At 68.3% G+C, this 19,334-nt stretch carries 16 protein-coding genes; 8 read left to right on the forward strand and 8 right to left on the reverse strand.

Annotated features, from left to right (window positions below; translation table 11 throughout):
* Window positions 1-164 precede the first annotated feature (164 nt).
* The 7 genes from J2X20_RS20560 (at window position 165) to J2X20_RS20590 (ending at window position 9,425) form a co-directional block, all read left to right on the forward strand.
* A complete protein-coding gene (locus J2X20_RS20560; RefSeq protein ID WP_310268720.1) occupies window positions 165-2,765 on the forward strand; it encodes a PAS domain S-box protein in 2,601 nt (866 codons plus the stop codon).
* Window positions 2,762-3,385 carry a response regulator transcription factor gene (locus J2X20_RS20565; protein ID WP_088483486.1) on the forward strand — a complete coding sequence of 208 codons (624 nt, stop codon included), beginning with the start codon at window positions 2,762-2,764 and terminating at the stop codon, window positions 3,383-3,385. Before J2X20_RS20560 ends, J2X20_RS20565 begins: the two co-directional genes overlap by 4 nt.
* A 64-nt stretch (window positions 3,386-3,449) precedes the next feature.
* Window positions 3,450-4,310 carry a bifunctional methylenetetrahydrofolate dehydrogenase/methenyltetrahydrofolate cyclohydrolase FolD gene (gene folD / locus J2X20_RS20570; protein ID WP_310268731.1) on the forward strand — a complete coding sequence of 287 codons (861 nt, stop codon included), beginning with the start codon at window positions 3,450-3,452 and terminating at the stop codon, window positions 4,308-4,310.
* A 2-nt stretch (window positions 4,311-4,312) separates the two neighbouring features.
* Window positions 4,313-6,313: a M3 family metallopeptidase gene (locus J2X20_RS20575; RefSeq protein ID WP_310268733.1), complete on the forward strand. Its 2,001-nt coding sequence runs from the start codon at window positions 4,313-4,315 to the stop codon at window positions 6,311-6,313.
* Between the two features lie 119 nt (window positions 6,314-6,432).
* The gene (locus J2X20_RS20580; protein ID WP_310268736.1) at window positions 6,433-7,002 is read left to right on the forward strand and encodes a hypothetical protein; all 570 of its coding nucleotides are present in this window, start codon (window positions 6,433-6,435) and stop codon (window positions 7,000-7,002) included.
* Window positions 7,003-7,237: 235 nt separating this feature from the next.
* Window positions 7,238-8,908, forward strand: a complete 1,671-nt coding sequence (locus J2X20_RS20585) for an amidohydrolase (protein ID WP_310268738.1) — start codon at window positions 7,238-7,240, stop codon at window positions 8,906-8,908.
* Between the two features lies 1 nt (window position 8,909).
* Window positions 8,910-9,425, forward strand: a complete 516-nt coding sequence (locus tag J2X20_RS20590) for a DUF1697 domain-containing protein (protein WP_310268740.1) — start codon at window positions 8,910-8,912, stop codon at window positions 9,423-9,425.
* Here the strand turns inward: J2X20_RS20590 and J2X20_RS20595 are convergent.
* Genes J2X20_RS20595 through J2X20_RS20620 form a run of 6 tightly spaced genes read right to left on the reverse strand, consistent with a single transcriptional unit; the run spans window position 9,422 to window position 15,461 of the window.
* On the reverse strand, window positions 9,422-10,522 hold the full coding sequence (locus J2X20_RS20595; protein WP_310268743.1) for a patatin-like phospholipase family protein: 1,101 nt from the start codon (window positions 10,520-10,522) through the stop codon (window positions 9,422-9,424). The two genes, J2X20_RS20590 and J2X20_RS20595, sit on opposite strands and share 4 nt — an antisense overlap.
* Window positions 10,522-11,148, reverse strand: coding sequence for a glutathione S-transferase (locus tag J2X20_RS20600; protein WP_310268746.1), 627 nt, complete (start codon window positions 11,146-11,148; stop codon window positions 10,522-10,524). The genes J2X20_RS20595 and J2X20_RS20600 overlap by 1 nt, the downstream gene beginning before the upstream one ends.
* Complete coding sequence (locus tag J2X20_RS20605; protein ID WP_310268748.1) at window positions 11,145-11,663, reverse strand: hypothetical protein; 519 nt, start codon at window positions 11,661-11,663, stop codon at window positions 11,145-11,147. Before J2X20_RS20605 ends, J2X20_RS20600 begins: the two co-directional genes overlap by 4 nt.
* An 8-nt stretch (window positions 11,664-11,671) precedes the next feature.
* Window positions 11,672-12,199, reverse strand: coding sequence for a hypothetical protein (locus tag J2X20_RS20610; protein WP_310268751.1), 528 nt, complete (start codon window positions 12,197-12,199; stop codon window positions 11,672-11,674).
* The gene (locus tag J2X20_RS20615; protein ID WP_310268753.1) at window positions 12,196-12,618 is read right to left on the reverse strand and encodes a VOC family protein; all 423 of its coding nucleotides are present in this window, start codon (window positions 12,616-12,618) and stop codon (window positions 12,196-12,198) included. Before J2X20_RS20615 ends, J2X20_RS20610 begins: the two co-directional genes overlap by 4 nt.
* 32 nt (window positions 12,619-12,650) lie before the next feature.
* Window positions 12,651-15,461 carry a M16 family metallopeptidase gene (locus J2X20_RS20620; RefSeq protein ID WP_310268756.1) on the reverse strand — a complete coding sequence of 937 codons (2,811 nt, stop codon included), beginning with the start codon at window positions 15,459-15,461 and terminating at the stop codon, window positions 12,651-12,653.
* A gap of 143 nt (window positions 15,462-15,604) precedes the next feature.
* Here J2X20_RS20620 and J2X20_RS20625 point away from each other — a divergent pair, with 143 nt between their 5' ends.
* Window positions 15,605-16,198, forward strand: coding sequence for a pyridoxamine 5'-phosphate oxidase family protein (locus tag J2X20_RS20625; RefSeq protein WP_310268760.1), 594 nt, complete (start codon window positions 15,605-15,607; stop codon window positions 16,196-16,198).
* A gap of 1 nt (window position 16,199) precedes the next feature.
* Here J2X20_RS20625 and J2X20_RS20630 read toward each other — a convergent pair whose 3' ends face one another.
* Together J2X20_RS20630 and J2X20_RS20635 are read right to left on the reverse strand one after the other, a co-directional pair.
* A complete protein-coding gene (locus J2X20_RS20630; protein ID WP_310268763.1) occupies window positions 16,200-17,768 on the reverse strand; it encodes a hybrid sensor histidine kinase/response regulator in 1,569 nt (522 codons plus the stop codon).
* Window positions 17,746-19,248, reverse strand: coding sequence for a DUF7125 family protein (locus J2X20_RS20635; RefSeq protein ID WP_310268766.1), 1,503 nt, complete (start codon window positions 19,246-19,248; stop codon window positions 17,746-17,748). Before J2X20_RS20635 ends, J2X20_RS20630 begins: the two co-directional genes overlap by 23 nt.
* Window positions 19,249-19,334: the final 86 nt, after the last annotated feature.

Genomic DNA, 19,334 nt, shown 5'->3' on the forward strand with positions numbered 1-19,334 from the left:
TCCGCCTCTGCGGGCGAAAGGGGGCTGTTCTGAGGGGTGCAAGACACGGGACCTTAGCCCGCGAGCGGCGGCAGTGTCTCATAAGCCATCGCAATTCCCAAATGGTGCGAAACGATTTCTTAATGTGAAATCTTCATGCCCAAGCCGACCCGGATAATTTGCCGATGTCCGCCGAATCCCCTGTTCCCGAGATCCGCTCCCGCGGCCAACGCTGGGTGGCGCCGCTGCGCCGCCTGGTCGCCACCTGGTGGTTCCGGCAGTCCCCCTCCCGCCAGGACCGCCTGGCCACGCTGGGCCCGCTGATCTCGGTGCTGCTCTTCCTGGCGGCCATCATTTCGGCCTTCTGGTACTTGCGGAACGAGGAAATCGAACGCGAGACCGAGTCGGTCAAGCGCGACACCGAGATCGCCCAGCAGCAGATCCGCCTGCGCCTGATCGAGAACCAGGAGCAGCTGGTGCGCATCGCCCGCGAGGTCGTCACGCGCCAGATCGATGCCCATGAGTTTTCCGCCCAGGCCCAGGCCTTCGCCCGCGAGCGGCCCGAGCTCACGCACGTCACCTGGCTCAGCGCCAAGCGCGAGCGCCGCAGCAGCGTCGGCGCGGCGGGCTTCCAGGCCGATGGCCTGATGTCGGCGGACGGCGGTGATCCCTCCATGCCCATGGCCAACCAGTCCAATGCGGCGGCCATCGCCTTCGAGGCCGCCAAGGAAAGGCGCCAGCCGGTCTACTCGCCGCCCTTCTCCGACGCCAACGGCACCACCGTCTTCCAGCTGCACATTCCGCTGATCGACCGCGGCGGCTTTGCCGGCGTGCTGATCGCCGAATACACCGTCGAGTCGCTGCTGCGCTACTACGTGCCCAGCGAGGTCGCCACCCGCCACAGCATCGCCGTGCTGGATGCGCGTGACCAGGTCGTCAGCAGCACGGTCACGCCCATGCCGGGCCAGGTGCTGCGCCGCGCCTCGCTGCTGCACGACGTGCCGCTGGCCCCGGCCCTGAACGGCCTGGTGCTGCGCGGCCAGGGCTGGCGCACCTCCATCGGCCTCATCAACAACGCGCTGTTCTGGCTGGTGCTGGCGCTGGCGGGCATGACGGTGTGGATGCTGCTGGGCACCTGGCGCCATATGCGCCGGCGCACCCAGATCCAGAACGCGCTGACGCTGGAGACCAATTTCCGCCGCGCCATGGAGAACTCCATGCTGACCGGCATGCGCGCCATGGACATGGACACGCGCATCACCTATGTGAACCCGGCCTTCTGCGCGATGACGGGCTTTTCCGAAGCCGACCTGGTCGGCCGCACGCCGCCCTACCCCTTCTGGCCCAATGACAGACGTGAGGAGAACGCACGCCTGCTGCAGCAGGAGCTGCAGGGCCGCAGCCCCTCGGGCGGCGTCGAGGTCAAGATCCAGCGCAAGGATGGCTCGGCCTTCGACGCCCGCGTCTATGTGTCGCCGCTGGTCGACACCAAGGGCAAGCAGACCGGCTGGATGACCTCGATGACCAACATCACCGAGGCCAAGCGCGTGCGCGACCAGCTCTCGGCCTCGCACGAGCGCTTCACCACCGTGCTGGAAGGCCTGGACGCGGCCGTGTCGGTGCTGTCGGTGCAGCCACCCGAGCTGCTGTTCGCCAACCGCAGCTATCGCCTGTGGTTCGGCGCCGACCCGGCAGGACATGCCCTGCTCGCCGGCGGCCAGCTGGTGGGCACGACGAGCCGGCGCGGCGGCCTGGACGATGGCGCCGACGAGGTCGACGACTATTCCGGCCTGCCCGCCGAGGCCCTGACCGATGTCGGCTCCGACCCGCGCGAGGTCTATGTCGAGTCGCTGGCCATGTGGTTCGACGTGCGCGCCCGCTATCTGCAGTGGACGGATGGGCGCCTGGCGCAGATGCTGATCGCCACCGACATCACCATGCGCCGCCACGCCGAGGCGCAGGCCGCCCTGCAGGCCGAGAAGGCCCAGGTGACGAGCCGGCTGATGACCATGGGCGAGATGGCCTCCAGTGTGGCCCACGAGCTGAACCAGCCGCTGACCGCCATCACCAACTACTGCAACGGCATGGTCAGCCGGGTGCGCAGCGACAGCATCGACAAGGACGCCCTGATGGCGGCCCTGACCAAGACCGCCAAACAGGCCGAGCGGGCCGGCCAGATCATTCACCGCATCCGCAATTTCGTGAAGCGCAGCGAGCCGCAGCGCCAGCCGGCGCATGCGGCCGACATCGTCGAGGACGCGGTGGAACTCGCCGGCATCGAGCTGCGCCGCCGCACCGTCGCCATCCACACCTATGTGGCCCAGCGCCTGCCGCAGCTGATGGTCGACCCCATCCTCATCGAGCAGGTGCTGATGAACCTGCTGAAGAACGCCGCCGAGGCCATCGACAACGCCTCGCTGCCGACCTCGCGCCGCCACATCGAATTGCGGGTCGTGCCCAAGCACAGCGCCGAGCTGGGCGGCCAGATCGAGTTCTCGGTCACCGACATGGGCCCGGGTTTGCCCGATGAGGTGCTGGCCCGCATGTATGAGGCATTTTTCTCGACAAAAGCCGACGGATTGGGCATTGGATTAGGGTTATGCCGGTCTATCGTCGAGTCCCACCAGGGCCGGATAAAAGCCGAGAACCTCTACAATGGCTCCCTGGTTGTTGGCTGCCGATTCGCCTTCACGATCCCCGTCACCATCACCTCAGAACACCTGCGTCAGGAAGCCTCTCAAGGCATTCTCGGCAGCGCTCAGAGAACAGAACCCACAGCACCATGAGCTTGATCCCCAAGAAGGGCAACGTCTACGTTGTCGATGACGACGAAGCGGTCCGCGACTCCCTGCAGTGGCTTCTCGAAGGCAAGGATTACCGGGTCAAGTGCTTTGACTCCGCCGAATCCTTCCTGGCCCGCTACGACCCCCGTGAGGTCGCCTGCCTCATCGCCGACATCCGCATGGATGGCATGACCGGCCTGGAACTCCAGGACCGCCTCATCGAGCGCAAGAGCCCCCTGCCCATCGTCTTCATCACCGGTCACGGCGACGTGCCCATGGCGGTGCAGACCATGAAGAAGGGCGCGATGGACTTCATCGAGAAGCCCTTCAAGGAAGAAGAGCTGCTGGCCCTGGTGGAGCGCATGCTCGACCAGGCCCGCGACGCCTTCTCCAGCCACCAGGAAGCCGCCAGCCGCGACGCCCTGCTGGCCCGCCTGACGACGCGTGAAGCGCAAGTGCTGGAGCGCATCGTCGCTGGCCGCCTGAACAAGCAGATCGCCGACGACCTCGGCATCAGCATCAAGACGGTCGAGGCGCATCGCGCCAACATCATGGAAAAGCTCAACGCCAACACGGTGGCCGATCTGCTCAAGATTGCGCTGGGCGCCACCGCCAAGGCTTGATTCCCAACATCCCCTCGAAGGCCGCTGCACCCCAGCGGCCTTTTGCATTTCTCCGGAGTAGTTCATGACCGCCCAACTGATCGACGGCCTCGCCCTGTCCAAGGCCACCCGCGCCGAAGTCGCCCAACGCGCCGCTGCGCTGACCGCCCAGGGCCGCCAGCCCGGCCTCGCCGTCGTGCTCGTGGGCGACAACCCGGCCAGCCAGGTCTATGTGCGCAACAAGGTCAAGGCCTGCGAGGAGGCGGGCATCCATTCGGTGCTGGAGAAGTACGACGCCTCCATGAGCGAAGCCGAGCTGCTGGCCCGCGTCGAGGCCCTGAACAACGACCCGACCATCCACGGCATCCTGGTGCAACTGCCCCTGCCCAAGCACATCGACGACCACAAGGTCATCGAGTCCATCTCGCCGGCCAAGGATGTGGACGGCTTCCACGTCGCCAGCGCCGGTGCGCTGATGGTGGGTGAGCCCGGCTTCAAGGCCTGCACCCCTTATGGTTGCATGAAGATGCTGGAGAGCATCGGCATGGCCAACCTCAAGGGCAAGCACGCCGTCGTCATCGGCCGCAGCAATATCGTCGGCAAGCCCATGGCCATGATGCTGCTGGCCGCCAATGCCACCGTCACCATCTGCCACAGCGGCACCGCCAACCTCGGCGAGATGACCCGCCAGGCCGATGTCATCGTCGCTGCCGTGGGCAAGCGCAATGTGCTGACGGCTGATATGGTCAAGCCCGGCGCCGTCGTCATCGACGTCGGCATGAACCGCAACGATGAAGGCAAGCTCTGCGGCGACGTGGATTTCGACGGCGTCAAGGACGTGGCAGGCTGGATCACTCCGGTTCCCGGTGGCGTGGGTCCTATGACCATTGCCATGTTGCTCGTGAACACGCTTGAATCCGCGGAGCGAAGCCTCAAGTCCGCCTGACCATGACGAATCCCCTGCTGTCCACCGCCGCCCTGCCCGAGTTCGCGGCCATCACGCCCGAGCACGTCAAGCCGGCCATCACCGAACTGCTGGCCGCCGCCCAGGCCGCCCTGGACGAAGCCACCCATCCGGAAACGCCGGCCGACTACGACGTCCTCTCGCGCATCCTCGACACGGCCACCGAACGCCTGGGCACCGCCTGGGGCGCCGTCGGCCACCTGAATGCCGTCGCCGACACGCCGGCCCTGCGCGAGGCCTTCAACGCCATGCTGCCGGCCGTCACCGAGTTCAGCACGGCCATGGGCGCCAACGAGGCACTGTTCGCCAAGTACAAGGCGGTCATGGCCGCCCAGGGCGCGTCCTTGAGCGCGCCCCGCCAGCAGGTGCTCAAGCACGCCATCCGCAACTTCGTGCTGTCCGGCGCCGAGCTGCAGGGTGCGGCCCGCGAGCGCTATGCCGCCATCCAGGAGCGCAGCGCCGAATTGCAGCAGCAGTTCAGCGAGCATGTGCTGGATGCCACCGACGGCTGGAGCCATGTCGCCACGGCTGAGGAGCTGGCTGGCGTGCCCCAGGACGTGCTGGACGCCACCCGCCTCGACGACGGCGGCCATAAGCTGACGCTGCATTTCCCGGTCTATCTGCCCGTCATGCAGTACGCCGAGAACCGGGGCCTGCGCGAAAAGCTCTACCGTGCCTATGTGACGCGTGCGAGCGATATCCAGGAATCCGGCGGCAAGCCCGAGTGGGACAACACCGCCGCCATGCGCGAGATCGTCGCCCTGCGCCAGGAAGAGGCCCAGCTGCTGGGCTACAAGAGCTTTGCCGAGGTGTCGCTGGCGCCCAAGATGGCATCCACGCCGGCCGAGGTGACGAGCTTCCTGCGCGACCTCGCCCGGCGTGCCCGCCCCTTCGCCGAAAAGGATCTCGCCGAGCTGCGCGAGTTCAGCAAGGGCCAGCCGCTCGAGTCCTGGGACGTCTCCTACTGGAGCGAGAAGCTCAAGGAAGCCCGCTACGCCTTCAGCGACCAGACGGTGAAGCAGTACTTCACGGCGCCCAAGGTCGTCGGTGGCCTTTTTTCCATCATCGAGCGCCTCTTCGACGTGTCCATCAGCGAGGCCCACGCCTCGGTCTGGCACGAGACCGTCAAGTTCTACGAGATGCGCCGCAACGGCCAGCTCATCGCCCAGTTCTACCTCGACCTCTATGCCCGCAACGGCAAGCGCCCCGGCGCCTGGATGGACGAGGTGCGCAGCCGCTGGCTCAAGCCCACGGGTGAGCAGCAGACGCCCGTCGCCCTGCTGACATGCAACTTCGCTTCGCCCGTCGGCGACAAGCCGGCCCTGTTGACCCACGACGACGTCATCACCCTCTTCCACGAGTTCGGCCACGGCCTGCACCACATGCTGACCCAGGTCAACGACCTCGGCGTGTCGGGGATCTCGGGCGTCGAGTGGGACGCGGTCGAACTGCCCAGCCAGTTCATGGAGAACTTCTGCTGGGAATGGGATGTGCTGCAGCAGTTGAGCGGCCATGTGGACAGCGGTGAGCCGCTGCCGCGCGAGCTGTTCGACAAGATGACCGCGGCCAAGAATTTCCAGAGCGGGCTGATGACGCTGCGCCAGATCGAGTTCGCGCTGTTCGACATGCGCCTGCATGGCGAGCCGGGCGCTGAAAGCCATGTGCAGAAGGTGCTGGATGAAGTCCGCGCCGAGGTCGCCGTGCTGATCCCGCCGGCCTTCAACCGCTTCCAGCACAGCTTCTCCCACATCTTCGCGGGCGGCTATGCAGCGGGCTATTACAGCTACAAGTGGGCCGAGCTGCTCAGCGCCGATGCCTGGAGTGCCTTCGAGGAAGAAGGCGTCTTCAACGCCGCCACCGGCAAGCGTTTCTTGAACGAGGTGCTGGAGCAAGGCGGGGCGCGCGACGCCATCGACAACTTCAAGGCCTTCCGCGGTCGCGAGCCTCGCATCGATGCGCTGCTGCGCCACCAGGGCATGAGTTGAGGACAGCGCGAAAAAAGTCTCACGCCGGCGAGGCGGGAACGGGAATTCCACCCGCTTGAGGGTGGCCGGTCCCGGACGGCGGCCAAGACAATTCAGGGTTCAGGGACAACCACTGAACCATGAGCCTTCGAATCCTGCCGGCGCTGCTAGCCCTCCTCAGCCTTTCGCCTGCCGCCTTCGCGGCGACCTACCGCTGCGAAGTCAGCGGCAGCGTCGTCCTGACCGACAAGCCCTGCGCCGGCAGCAGTCCGCCGCCGATGGGCTCCATCGGCCCGGCTCGCATGCCGTCTTCCTACCAGACGCCGCCTCCGAGCATGGAGCCGGCGCCGGAGCACCACCGCTATCTCAGCCAGCGCTGCGCGGAACTCAGCGATGCCATCCGCACCGCGCCCGCCCGCGGTGTCGGCTACAGCACGGTCAACGACCTGCGCCGCGAATATTCGCGCGATTGCAGCGAGGACGACCAGTACGCCCGACGCCTGGCCAGCGACGCCAAGCGCAAGGAACGTGAAAACCAGTTGGCCCTGCGCGCCGAGGCCGAGCGCTCGCGCCAGGACGCCGACCGTCTGCAAGAAAAATGCATGGCGCTGCGCGATTCGCTGCGCAACCGCCGCGTCGAGAACGAGACCGAGAGACTCAACAAGAAGGCGGCCGAAGAGGCCTACAACGCCAACTGCCTCGGCAAGTAAGCCCCTCATCAGGGCATGAGCTGATGCCCGAACCGGCTGCGTCGCCGACTGCCGGCATGCAGGGATCGCCCACCCCCTACCGGCTTCGCCGGCCCCCTCGAGGGGGCGCTGTCAGCGGCCCAGCAAAGCCGGTTCCGCGACAGCCGCTGTGTAGACCCATCACCGGTTTGCCGCTGGGATCACCACAGTAGAGCAACCGATACGCAATCAAGCCTCGATGGCCGAGACTGCGTGCATGCCATTCAAGACATTATTTGCCGCCGCTGTGCTGACGCTCAGCGGCGGTGCCGTTTCCGCCCAAGGCCTCCTCGTCCACAACGCCCGCGGCCTGACCCTCGATGAGCGCGGCCGCGTCATCCGCTTCGATGCCATGCAGGTGGGCGCCGACGGCCGCGTGATCGCCATCGGCAAGCTGGGTGAACTGCCGGCCGGCGACATGCAGCGCGTGGACGCCGGCGGCCGCGTGCTGATGCCCGGCCTCATCGACGCCCACGGCCATGTGCTGTCCCTCGGCGCCGCGCGGCGCAGCCTGCAGTTGCGCGACACGGCCGACCTCACCGCCGCATTGGCTGCGATCAAGACCCACGCCGAAGCCAGGCCCGAGGTGGCCTGGATCACCGGCGGCGGCTGGAACCAGGCCGTCTGGAAGCTGGATCGCTTCCCCACCGCTGCCGAACTCGATACGGCAGAGAGCCAGCGCCCCGTTTTCCTCACCCGCGTCGACGGCCACGCCGGCTGGGCCAACGGCCGCGCCCTGCAACTGGCCGGCATCACGCGCGACACGCCCGACCCGGCCGGCGGCCGCATCGAGCGAGACGCCAGCGGCGAGCCCACCGGCGTGCTGGTCGACGCCGCCATGGGCCTGGTCGAACGCCAGATCCCGGCCGAGGATGCGGCCGAGCTGGCGGCCAATCTCGACACCGCCGAGCGCGAACTGCTGTCGCTGGGCATCACCAGCGCCCACGACGCTGGCATCTCGGCAGCCGCCGATCAGTTGCTGCGTCAGCGTGCCGCGGCCGGCCAGCTCCAGATGCGCATCTATGGCATGGCCCGCGGCAGCGACGAGGCCTTCATGGCCCGACTGCGCGCCGCCGGCCCCTTGCCGGACCTCGGCAATGGCCACTACGCCTTGCGCGCCGTCAAGCTGTTTGCCGACGGCGCCTTGGGCAGCCGTGGCGCGGCCCTGCTCGCACCCTATGCCGATGCCCCGCAGACCCGCGGCCTGCTGTTCCGCAGCGATGCCGAGCTGCTGGCGCAGATGCGCGCCGCCGCCAAGGCCGGCTTCCAGGTCAATGTCCATGCCATCGGCGATGCGGCCAACCGCCAGGCCCTGGCCGGCTACGAGGCCCTGGCCAAGGAGATGGGCTCCCGCAGTACGCAGCTGCGCCACCGCATCGAGCATGCCCAGGTCATCGCGCTCACCGACATCCCGCGCTTCGCCAAGAATCAGGTCATCGCCTCCATCCAGCCCACGCATGCGACGTCCGACATGAACATGGCCGAGGACCGCGTCGGCGCGCAGCGCATCCAGGGCGCCTATGCCTGGCAGCGCCTGCTCAAGAGCGGCGCCAGCCTGGCCTGCGGCTCCGACTTCCCGGTCGAGGAGCCCAGCCCCTGGGCGGGCCTGTATGCCGCCATCACGCGCGAGGACGCGGCCGGCAAGCCGGTCGGCGGCTGGTACCGCCAGCAGGCGCTCAACCCCGTGCAGGCCCTGGACTGCTTCACCCGCGGCGCGGCCTTCGCGGCCCATGCGGAAAAGGACCTGGGCCTGCTGACTCCTGGCCACCGCGCCGACTTCATCCTCGCCGACCGCGACCCGCTGACGTCTTCGCCGGCAGCCCTGCTCAAGACGCGGGTGCTGCAGACCTGGGTCGGTGGCAGGCTCGTCTTCACCCGGGAGCCCTGAAGTGCGCTATGTCGCCCTCTGGCGTGGCATCAATGTCGGCAAGGCCAAGCGCCTGGCCATGGCCGATCTCAAGGTTGTGCTCGCCGAACTCGGCGCGACGGATGTGCAGACGCTGCTGAACAGCGGCAACGCCGTCTTTGACTCGAAGAAGAAGCTCAGCGCCGACAAGATCCGCGCGGCCGTGCTCGAGCAGCTCGGCGTCGATGCCGCCGTCATCTTGAAGACGGCCGCCGAATGGGCCGCCATCGCGGCGGGCCATGGCATTGACGGGGCCGACGATCCCAGCCGCCTGCTCGTCGCGGTGACGACCGACGCCGCCGCACTGCAAGCCGCATCCTCCGTCACGGTCCAGGGCGACGAGCGCCTGATCGTCACCGAGCACGCCGCCTATCTGTGGTGCGCCCACGGCATCCTGGAAAGCAAGGCAGGGGTCGCCCTGCTGAAGAAGCTCGGCGACGGCGGCACGACGCGCAACTGGGCGACGGTGGAGAAGCTGAACGCTGTCGCGAACGCTTAGTCGCCGTCCAGCATGTGCACCCGCATGCCGACGCGCTCGCGGGCCGGCGCCTTCCAAGGTGCCCGCTCCAGCATGCGCCGCCCATCCTTCAGGCCAGCGCCCCAGCGGGCGCGCAGGCGCGAGTCGGAGAAGTCGATGTCGCGCCAGGAATCCTCGCCGGGCAGGGCCTGCATGACGAGGTGGACGACGTCGATGCGCGAGTCGCAGCCCAGGGCCAGCAGCTCCTTGATGGCGGGGTCGGCGGCCGTCTTGGCGTCAAGCTTGTGGCCGACGATGCGCAGGGCGCGGCGCAGGTTCTGCAGGCGCTCATGGTCGTCCAGGTGCTCGAGGATGCGGCTGGCGTACTGGATGTCCTTGTAGCGCGTCAGCGCGCCGGCCATGGTGCTGGGCGCGGCCTCGCTGGCGTCCCACAGGTCGACCATGAAGCACAGGGTGTCGCGGCGCTCGCTGTCGTCCAGCACCACGTCCAGCGGCGTGTTGGAGTAGATGCCGCCGTCCCAGTAGGCGTCCTTGCCGATCTGCACCGGCGCGAAGCCGGGCGGCAGGGCACCGCTGGCCATCACATGCTCGGGCGTGATGCGTGTCTTGCCATCGCGGTTGTCGAACAGGGCCAGGTTGCCGGTGCGCACATTGACGGCGCACAGCGTCAGCCGCACCTCGGCAGCGGCGATGCGGTCGAAATCCACCAGCTCACGCAGCGTCGCAGCCAGCGGCGCAGTGTCGTAGAAGCCGAGTTCGGTCAGCGGCGCATGGCGGTTCATGTCCCAGGCCTGGGGGCCGCGCGGGCGGAAGAAGCCGGGGATGCCGGTGGTCAGCGTCTGCCAGGTCTGCCAGGCGGCGGTGAAGGGGCTGGCCGGCAGATGCGGCGCAAAGCCGGGCCGCGTCACGCCGTCCCAGAACTTGCGCAGCGCCGGCAGGCGGTCAGCCGGTGCATTGCCGGCGATCAGGGCCGCATTGATGGCGCCGATGGAGGTGCCGACCAGCCAGTGCGGCGGCAGGTTCGCATCCTCCAGCGCCTCGACAAAGCCGGCCTGATAGGCGCCCAGGGCACCACCGCCCTGGAAGACATAGACGGTCTGCGACGGGCGGCTGGCCATCAGCTCAGCTCGACGGCGTCGTCGCAGGGAATGGCGCGCAAGACCGGCAAGTCCTCGCAGGCCGCTGAGAGGGCCGACAGGGCGGGAAAGTCCGTCGCAGCCACCTGGGCGGCCAGCACGGATTGCGTGAACGTCCATGCGGTGCTGACGGTGATGCCCGCCTGGCTCAGACCTTGCGCCGTCGCGTCCAAAGATCGCGAGGCCAGCTCGCGCTCGAGTTCGCCATAGGCCGCAAGCAACTGGCCGGTGACGCGCTGCACCCACGGGTCGTGGCGTTTCTCCGCCGGACGCAGGGCGCGCTCGTAGACGATCTGGGCCGACTTCTCGCAGGCCGCCAGCGCCAGGCCGATCAGCCTCAGTTCGCGGGCCAGCGCGGCGCTGTCGCGCGGCAGCAGGCTGCGGCCGGCGAGGCTTTCCACGTATTGCAGCAGCAGCGTCGAATCCATCAGCACCGTGCCGTCGTCGCAGATCAGCGTCGGCGCCTTGACGACGGGGTTGATCTGCTGGAAGGCATCGAAGCCGCGGAATACCGAGATGGCTGCGTGCTCGAAGGGCAGGCCCAGCAGCCGCATCGAGATGGCGACGCGGCGCACATAGGGGGAGTCCAGCATGCCGATGAGCTTCATGCGCCTTCCTTCGGTTTGACGGGGCTGATGCCGCGTTCGCTCATCAGCTGGTCCAGCACCTCGCGGCCGTGGCGGCGCTCGATCTCGGCCTGCATCACGCGGTTGTAGGCGTCGGCATGGGCCTGGGTCAGCGAATCGGCTTCCTTGCCCTTGATGACCCAGGCGAAGCCGTAGCGCTGCTTCAGGCTTTGCGCCCGGGCCGCGGGCGTTGCGGCACCGAAAACCTCCAGCTGCAAGCGGCCGGCCTCGACGTCCATCCGCGCCTTGGCCTCGCCCCGCTCCGCGGCGCCTGCCGGATTGCCGATGCGCAGGTCGATCTCCGCGATCGTCTGCCGCTGCGGCCTGGAATCGCCCTGGGAGACGCGGAAGCGCTCGAACAGCCCGTACATGACGAGGGCGGCCAGCAGGCTGCACAGGACGGCCACCACGCGGATGCGCGTGCTCGAGCGTTGCCAACCCTTGCCCAGGCGCTCATCGGCCAGGGCCACGGCCAGAGTGGATTTCGCTGATTCCATGGATTGCATCAATTCCTTGAAGTTGTCTTCGCGGCCAGCGGCGCGAGCGCGGCACGCACGCGGGCCTGCCAGGCGCCCTGCTCCGCGGGAGTCCAGTCCGGCCAGCGCGGCGTCTCGGCTTCGAGTTCGGCCGCCAATTCTCGCAACCCGTCCAGGCCTGACACGGTGGCCGCCAGGCTGAGCCGGGCCAGCCATTCCTGAACCTCGCGCATGCGCGGGTAGGCCGCGAACAGCCAGCGGGCCACCTCGGGCCGGGCGCGCCAGTCGGCGCTGCCGAAGCGCTCCAGAGCCAAGGCGGTGAGGCGCTGGCCGGCGCCCAGGCAGTCGAAGGCCACGCAGCCCTCGAAGCCGCGCGGGATCAGCGCGTCATGGATGCCGCAGCGGTGGTCGGCGCAGAGATGCCCGCAGGGCGTCTCGGCGGGCTTGTCAAAACCGAAGCCCTGTTCGGCGTCGAAAGGCGGGATCACGCAGCACAGCGCCACGCAGGCCGAGCAATCGGCCTTCAGGTGGGCGGGGAGCTGTACTGCAATGGTCACTCCGCATTGTCCGATACACCGACCATCCAGCCCACGCCGAAGCGGTCGTTGACCATGCCGAACAGCGGTGCCCAGAAGGTCTTGCTCAGCGGCATGCTGATCTGGCCGCCATCGGCCAGGGCCGCAAAGGCCTCGCGGGCGGCGTCGGCGTCGGGGCAGTCCAGCGACAGCGAGAAGCCTTTGAAGGCCATGTTGCCGTCGCACATGCCGTCGGACATCATGACCAGGGCCCCGCCGATATGCACGGAGGCATGCATGATCTTGTGCTCCGAGCCCGGCGGCAGCATGCCCTCGGGCGGCGGCTCCGGGCTCTCGGAGTTGCGCATCATGAATTCCACCTTGGCGTTCAAGGCCTTCTTGTAGAACTCGATGGCTTCTTCGCAGCGGCCGTTGAAGAACAGATAGGGATCGATCTTCATTGCAGTCTCCGGTGACGGGCAGTTAGGCAACTCTACGGAATCTTGAAATCGCCAGCTGTCGAAATGATGAAACTCTCTGCCTTGATGTGTTTGCGCCAGGCCGCGTTGGCCTGCTCGACGCTGACGGCCGCCAGCGCCTCGTCGCGCTTCTGGGCCGCGGCCCAGGTCTCGCCGCGCTCGGCCAGGCTGGTCAGGCCGCCGGCCAGCGCGCCGGGGTCGGCGCGGCCCTGCTTGCGGCCTTCCAGGATGTCCTTCTTGGCGCGCTCCAGTTCCGCCGCGGTGACACCGTCCTTGGCCATGCGCGCCACTTCCTCCTGCACGACCGCGATGACGCGCTCGCGCTTGTCCGGCGCATAGCTGGCCTGGATGGCAAAGCTGCCCGCATTGCCCCAATGGCTGGCGCTCAGCGAGGCGCCGATGCCATAGGTCAGCCCCTCCTTCTGCCGCACCCGCTCCGAGAGCCGGCTCTCCAGCCCGCCGCCGCCGAAGATGTGCACAGCCAGCTCGAGGGCCGCGTAGTCGGGCTCTTCGCTGTTCAGCGGCAGGGTCTCGTGCAGGCGCACGATGGCGTTGGCCTTGTCGCGGGCGATGGCGTCGAAGCGCGCCGGCGGCACGACGACATGCTGGGGGATGTGGCGCACGAACTTCGGCGCCGCGGGCTTCTTCCAGTCGCCAAACAGCTTGTCGACCTCGGCGCCCAAGCCGTCAGGCAAGGCACCGACGACGCTGACCTGGGCCTCGTTGAAGCTCCAGTAGTCGGCGTAGAAGCGCTTGATCTCCTCCAGCGTCGTCGCCTTCAGGTTGGCGATGCGTTCGTCCACGCTCATCACATAGTCGGGATGGCCCAGGGTGACGCCGCGCGCCTTGTTGTAGTGGCCGCGCGTGGCTTCCTGGCGCAGCACGCTGGGCTCCTGGCGCGAGGCCTCGATGCCGGCGATGGCCGACTTGATCTCGCGATCGAAGGCGTCCTGCGGGAACAGCGGCTTGCGCAGGGCATCGGCCGCCACGCGCAGCGCCGGCAGCAGGGTGTCGCGCTCGGCGCTGAGGAAGATGGTGGCGCCCTGGTCGTAGCTGGTGACGTTGAGGTTGGCGCGCAGCTTGATCATGGCGTCCTGCAGCTGTTGCTTGGTATAGCCGCTGCTCCCCTCGTCCATCAGCGAGCCGACCATGCCGGTGCCGTTGCGCACGAAGGTCGCGTCGCGTTCACCCCAGCGCAGCTGCATCTGCAGCACCACGGTGTTGCCGCGGGTCTGCTTCTTCAGCGTGTGCAAGTGGATGCCGCTGGGCAGGGTGCTGCGGCTCATGCGCGTCTCGAGCACGGCGGGCACGGGGTCGAGCTGCTCGCCCTCCTCCACCTGGGGCGGTCCCTTGAGTTGGGCCAGGCGCTGGGCCAGGGCCGGCGCGGCGGGAATCTCCACGCGTTCGACCTTGTCGACCGGCAGATAGCGGCCCAGGGTGCGGTTGGCGGGCTTGAAGTAGGCGGTGCGCACGCGCTCTACATCGGCCAGCGTGACCTTGGGGATGTCCTCCATCAGCTGGAACAGCAGCCGCCAGTCGCCGGCGGCGATGAGGCCGGAGATCTGCTGGATCAGGGCCTCGGGGTTCTTCATCTGCTGGCGGTAGCTGTTGACGGCGATGTCGCGCACCCGCGCCAGCTCGCTCTCGTCAAACGGCTTGGCCGTGCGGCCTTCGGCCAGGTCCAGCAGCTGGGCCTCGATCTTGTCCACCTCGGCGCCCGGCGGCAGGGCCGCGAAGGCGGCGATGGTGCCGGGGTCGGCGCCACCGACGCCGGCAATGCCAGCCGCCAGGGCCAGCTTGGGCTCGACGAGCTGCTTGTAGAGCTGGCCGCTGGGCTGCAGGCTCATCAACAGGCCGTAGACGACCAGGGCCGGCGTGTCCGGGTGGGTGATGGCCGGCACGTGGTAGACCGCCAGCAGGATGGGCTGGCCACCGACCCGGCGCACGACCACGGTGCGCTCGCCGTCCTGGGCCGGCTCCACCGTGTAGGGCTGGGGAATGGGCACGGCCGGTTGGGCGACAGCGCCGAAATGCCTGGCGATCAGGGCCAGCGTGGCCGCCTTGTCGAACTGGCCGGCAATCAGCAGCGTCGCGTTGTCGGGCCGGTAGTAGCGCTTGTAGAAGGCCTGCAGCTTCTCGATGGGCACGTTCTCGATGTCGCTCTTGGGGCCGATGGTGGCGTGGCCATAGGGGTGCCAGGCAAAGGCCGCCGCGCTGACGCGCTGGTTCAGCACCGCGAAGGGCTGGTTCTCGCCACGCTCGAACTCGTTGCGCACCACGGTCATCTCGGTGTCGAGGTCGACCTTGGCGACACGGCTGTTGACCATGCGGTCGGCCTCCAGGTCGAGCAGGAAGGCCAGGGTGTCGGCGTTCGCATTGAAGCTCGCGAAGTAGTTGGTGCGGTCCACCGTCGTCGTGCCGTTGAAGCGCACGCCGCGCTGGGCCATGGCGCCGGGGATGTCCTTCTGGCGCTGCGTACCCTTGAACAGCATGTGCTCCAGCAGATGGGCCATGCCGTATTCGCCGGGCGCCTCATGGCGGCTGCCGACGCGATAGGTGATGTTGACCGTCGTGGTGGTCTGCGTGGCGTCCGGCAGGAGCAGCAGCTGCAGGCCGTTGGGCAGGCGGTATTCCTCGATGCCGCCGAGTTCGCGCACACGCTCTGGAAGCGCGACGATCGCCGCAGGCGCCATGGCGACGGGCCGCGGGACGGCGGTCTTGGGCTTGGCGGCTGCCGCCGGCTGGGCCTGGGCCGTTCCCAGCGCCAGGCTCAACAGGGCGATGCCCAGACTCCGGGGCATCCACCCAGCCAGCTTCATCTTCATTGCGTCTGTCTCCAGTCGGCCGCATCTTCGGCCTGGCGGGGATTCTGCGTGGTTTTGGCGGCGTGGCCGTTCGTCAGGCCTCTATCCAGCCTCTGGGGCCGGCGAGCAGAATGTCCCGCACGGCGCGAGCCCAGGAGGCCCCCATGGACTACTCCCCTTTCCACGACGGCATGCGCCGCCTGCAGGACGAGCGCGACACCCGCGCCATCGCCGACCGGCTGGCCCAGGTCACGCTGCGCAGCGCCTTCACCGACGATGACCGCGCCTTCATCCAGGGTTGCACGATGTTCTTCGTCGCCAGCGCCGACGCGGCCGGCCGGCCCGATTGCTCGTACAAGGGCGGCCTGCCCGGCTTTGTGCGCGTGCTGGACGGCAACACCCTGGCCTTTCCCGACTACGACGGCAATGGCATGTACCGCTCCTGGGGCAATGTCGCCGTCAACCCGCAAGTAGGCCTGCTCTTCATCGATTTCGAGAAGCCGCGCCGGCTGCGCGTGAACGGCAGCGCCCGCCTCAGCGCGGAAGACGAGTTGATGGCGCAGTTCCCCGGCGCCGTCTTCATCGTGCGCGTGACGGCCGACGCCATCTTCCCCAACTGCCCGCGCTACATCCACAAGATGGCCCTGGTGGAGGCTTCTGTCTATGCGCCGCGCGAGGATTACACGCCGCCGGTGCCGGCCTGGAAGGGCTTTGACGCCTTCCGCGACGCCCTGCCGGCACGCGACCGGCAAGGCTGAGCTAGAGCTGCGCCAGCAGTGCCGTCACGGCGTCCACGCTGGCCGGCTTGGTCAGGTGGGCATCGAAGCCGGCGGCCCGCGAGCGCTTCTTGTCCTCCTCCGAGCCCCAGCCCGTCAGGGCCACCAGCAGCGTGGACGCAAAGCGCGCGTCCTGGCGCAGCAGGGTCGCGAACTCATGGCCGCCCATGCCCGGCATGCCGACGTCGCAGAACACGGCCTGCGGCAGAAAGCTGGCCGCCTTTCGCAGCGCGGCCTGGCCGCTGTTCTCGACCTCGACCTGATGGCCCGACAGGGACAGCAGCATGGCCAGCGACTGCGCCGCGTCATCGTTGTCGTCCACGACAAGGATGCGCGCCGGCCGGGCTGCCTCGGGCTCGGCGGCGGCCGGCAGCGGCGCCGGCGCGGAGTCCGCGGCCAATAGCGGCAGCTCGAGGGTGAAGGTGCTGCCCAGGCCAGGGCCGGGGCTTGCCGCGCTGACCCGCCCGCCATGCAGGGACACCAGGCTCTTGACCAGAGCCAGGCCTATGCCGAGGCCGCCCTGGGCGCGCTCCAGCGAACGATTGACCTGGGCGAACATGTCGAAGACGCGGTCGGTCATGCCCTCGGGCAGGCCCACGCCGCTGTCGCGCACCGTCAGCACCGCATTGCCGCCGGCGCGCGACAGCGTGAGCCAGATGCTGCCGCCGTCCGGCGTGTACTTCGCTGCGTTGTTCAGCAGATTGCTCAGCGACTGCGCCAACCGCGTCAGGTCGCCATCGACGCAGAGCTCCTCATCCGGCAGCGACACGCTGAGGTGATGGCCGCCGCGCTCGATCAGCGGCTGGCAGGACTCCAGCGCCACCTCGACGACACGCCGCATGTCCAGCGGCTCGCGCTGCAGGATGAGCTTGCCGGTGGAGATGCGCGACACCTCGAGCAGGTCGTCGATGAGGCGCAGCAGCTGGTTCATCTGCCGGTTCATCATCTCCGTGACGCTCCTGGCATGGGCCGAATCCTGGGGCGGATTCGCGCCCAGCAGCTGCAGGCCGGTCCGGATGGGCGCCAGCGGGTTGCGCAGCTCGTGCGCCAGCGTGGCCAGGAACTCGTCCTTGCGCTGGTCGGCCTGGCGCAGCGAGCGCTCGGCACGCTGCAGGGACTCGATCTGGTCGCGGATCTGGTACTGCCAGCGCCGCCCGCGCAGGGCCGTGCGCACGGCGCTGATCATCACGCGCGTCGACGTGGGCCGGTCCAGCACGGTGAGGTTGCGCAGCCGGGCCTCGCGCAGCCCCGCCGCCTGCATGCCGTGACGGCACAAGGCCAGCACGGGCAGGTTGGACCAGGACGGCTGGCGCTCCAGCACGTTCAGCAGCACTGCGAAGCCGGGATCGACGAAGGCCGAGTCGGTCACCATCAAGGCCCCGGCGCCTTCATGCATCAGCTCGTCGGCGTGCCGCCACCCTTTGCAGGCGACCCCTTCGATGCGCGCCTCGGCCAGCAGGCGACGCGTGACCTCGCTGTCACGCGCCGTCGGCGCCAGCACGATGACGCGTTCGCTGTAGGAGCGGCTGTCAGCGTCGTCCGGCTCGATCATCGCCAGGCTCGCCCTCGTGCCGCACCGTCACTTCCACCGGAACGCCCGCCAATACACCGCGCAGATTCATCAGCGGCGGGCCCAGGTGCACGCCCTCGCCATCGAACCAGAGCTGGCGGATGGTGTCCTCATGCCAGCCACTGCGCTTCTTGATGACCGAGATGGCCTTGCGCACCGCGCCGTGGTGCTCATACATGCGGAACAGCACGACGGCATCGGCCAGATAGCTGGTATCGACCGGGTTGCGCATGTTCGATCCCATCATGCCGGACTGCGTCGCCACGACGAAAGTCGCCACGCCATGGTTGTTCAGATAGGTCAGCAGCTCGTGCAGCTGGGTGACCAGCGCGCGCTCCTCGGGCATGGCGTTCAGATAGCCGTTCAAGCTGTCGATGACGACAACACTGGCGCCGTCGGTCTCGACGGAGGTGCGGACGATGTTGGCGAACTGGCTGGGCAGGACCTCGGCGGCGTCGATCTGGCGCACCTGCAGCTTGCCGGGACCTATGCCTTCCTCGGCCACCATTCCCAGGCTTGCCAGCCGGTCCAGCAACAGCTTGCGGCCTTCCTCGAAGGTGAAGATGGCGGCATGGCCGCCCCGCTTGGCCGCCATGACGGCATATTGGGCAGCGATGGTCGATTTGCCGGAGCCGGCCGGGCCGACCAGCAGCGTGGCCGTGCCGCGGTCGGTGCCGCCGCCCAGCAGTTGGTCCAGCGCGGGGACACCACTGGGCACGACGTCCCGCTGGTAGGTCGCGCCATGCTGACCGGGCCTGAGTCGCGGGAACACCTCCAGGCCGCCGCGGCGGATCAGCAGATCCTGCTGGCCGCTGATGAAATCGCTGCCGCGGAACTTGGTGATGCGCAACTGGCGCTGCGCCGGCCCGTAGGCCGGCACGTGGCGCTCCAGCGCGATGACGCCGTGGGCGATGCTGTGCAGCTGGGTGTCGGCGCCCTCGCTGGAGCGGTCATCCAGGAACAGCACGGTGCAGCCACGGCCGACAAAGAACTGCTTGAGCGCCAGGATCTGGCGCCGGTAGCGCAACGAAGCCTGGGCCAGCAGGCGCAGCTCGGACAGCGAGTCCAGCACCATGCGGCGCGGCTTGCAGCGCTCGACGGCCTCCAGCACCCGCCGGGTCGTCTCGCTGAGCTCGACTTCCGAGGGGTGGTACATGGTCAGGTCGGAGTCGCCGAACAGGTCACTTTCGGCCGCCACCAGTTCCACGATCTCGACGCCATCGAGCGCCCAGCCGTGCGACGCCGCCCCGGCACGCAGCTCGGCGGCCGTCTCGCCCAGGGTCACATAAAGGCAGGGCTCGCCCTCGCGCACGCCCTGCATCAGGTACTGCAGCGCCAGCGTCGTCTTGCCGGCCCCAGGCTCGCCGTCGACCAGATAGAGCTGCCCGGCAATCAGGCCGCCATGCAGCACCTCATCCAGGCCGGGCACGCCAGTCGCTGAACGGGTTTTTCCCGCGGTCATCAGGTCCTCCTGTCGGGATGTGGGGCCAGGGCATCGGCAGTCCGACGCCGCTCATAAACCAGTGTATGTCGACCGGTCGGCCCCGC

It is taken from the genome of Roseateles saccharophilus (assembly GCF_031458095.1).
Classification (GTDB): Bacteria; Pseudomonadota; Gammaproteobacteria; order Burkholderiales; family Burkholderiaceae_C; genus Pelomonas; species Pelomonas saccharophila_A.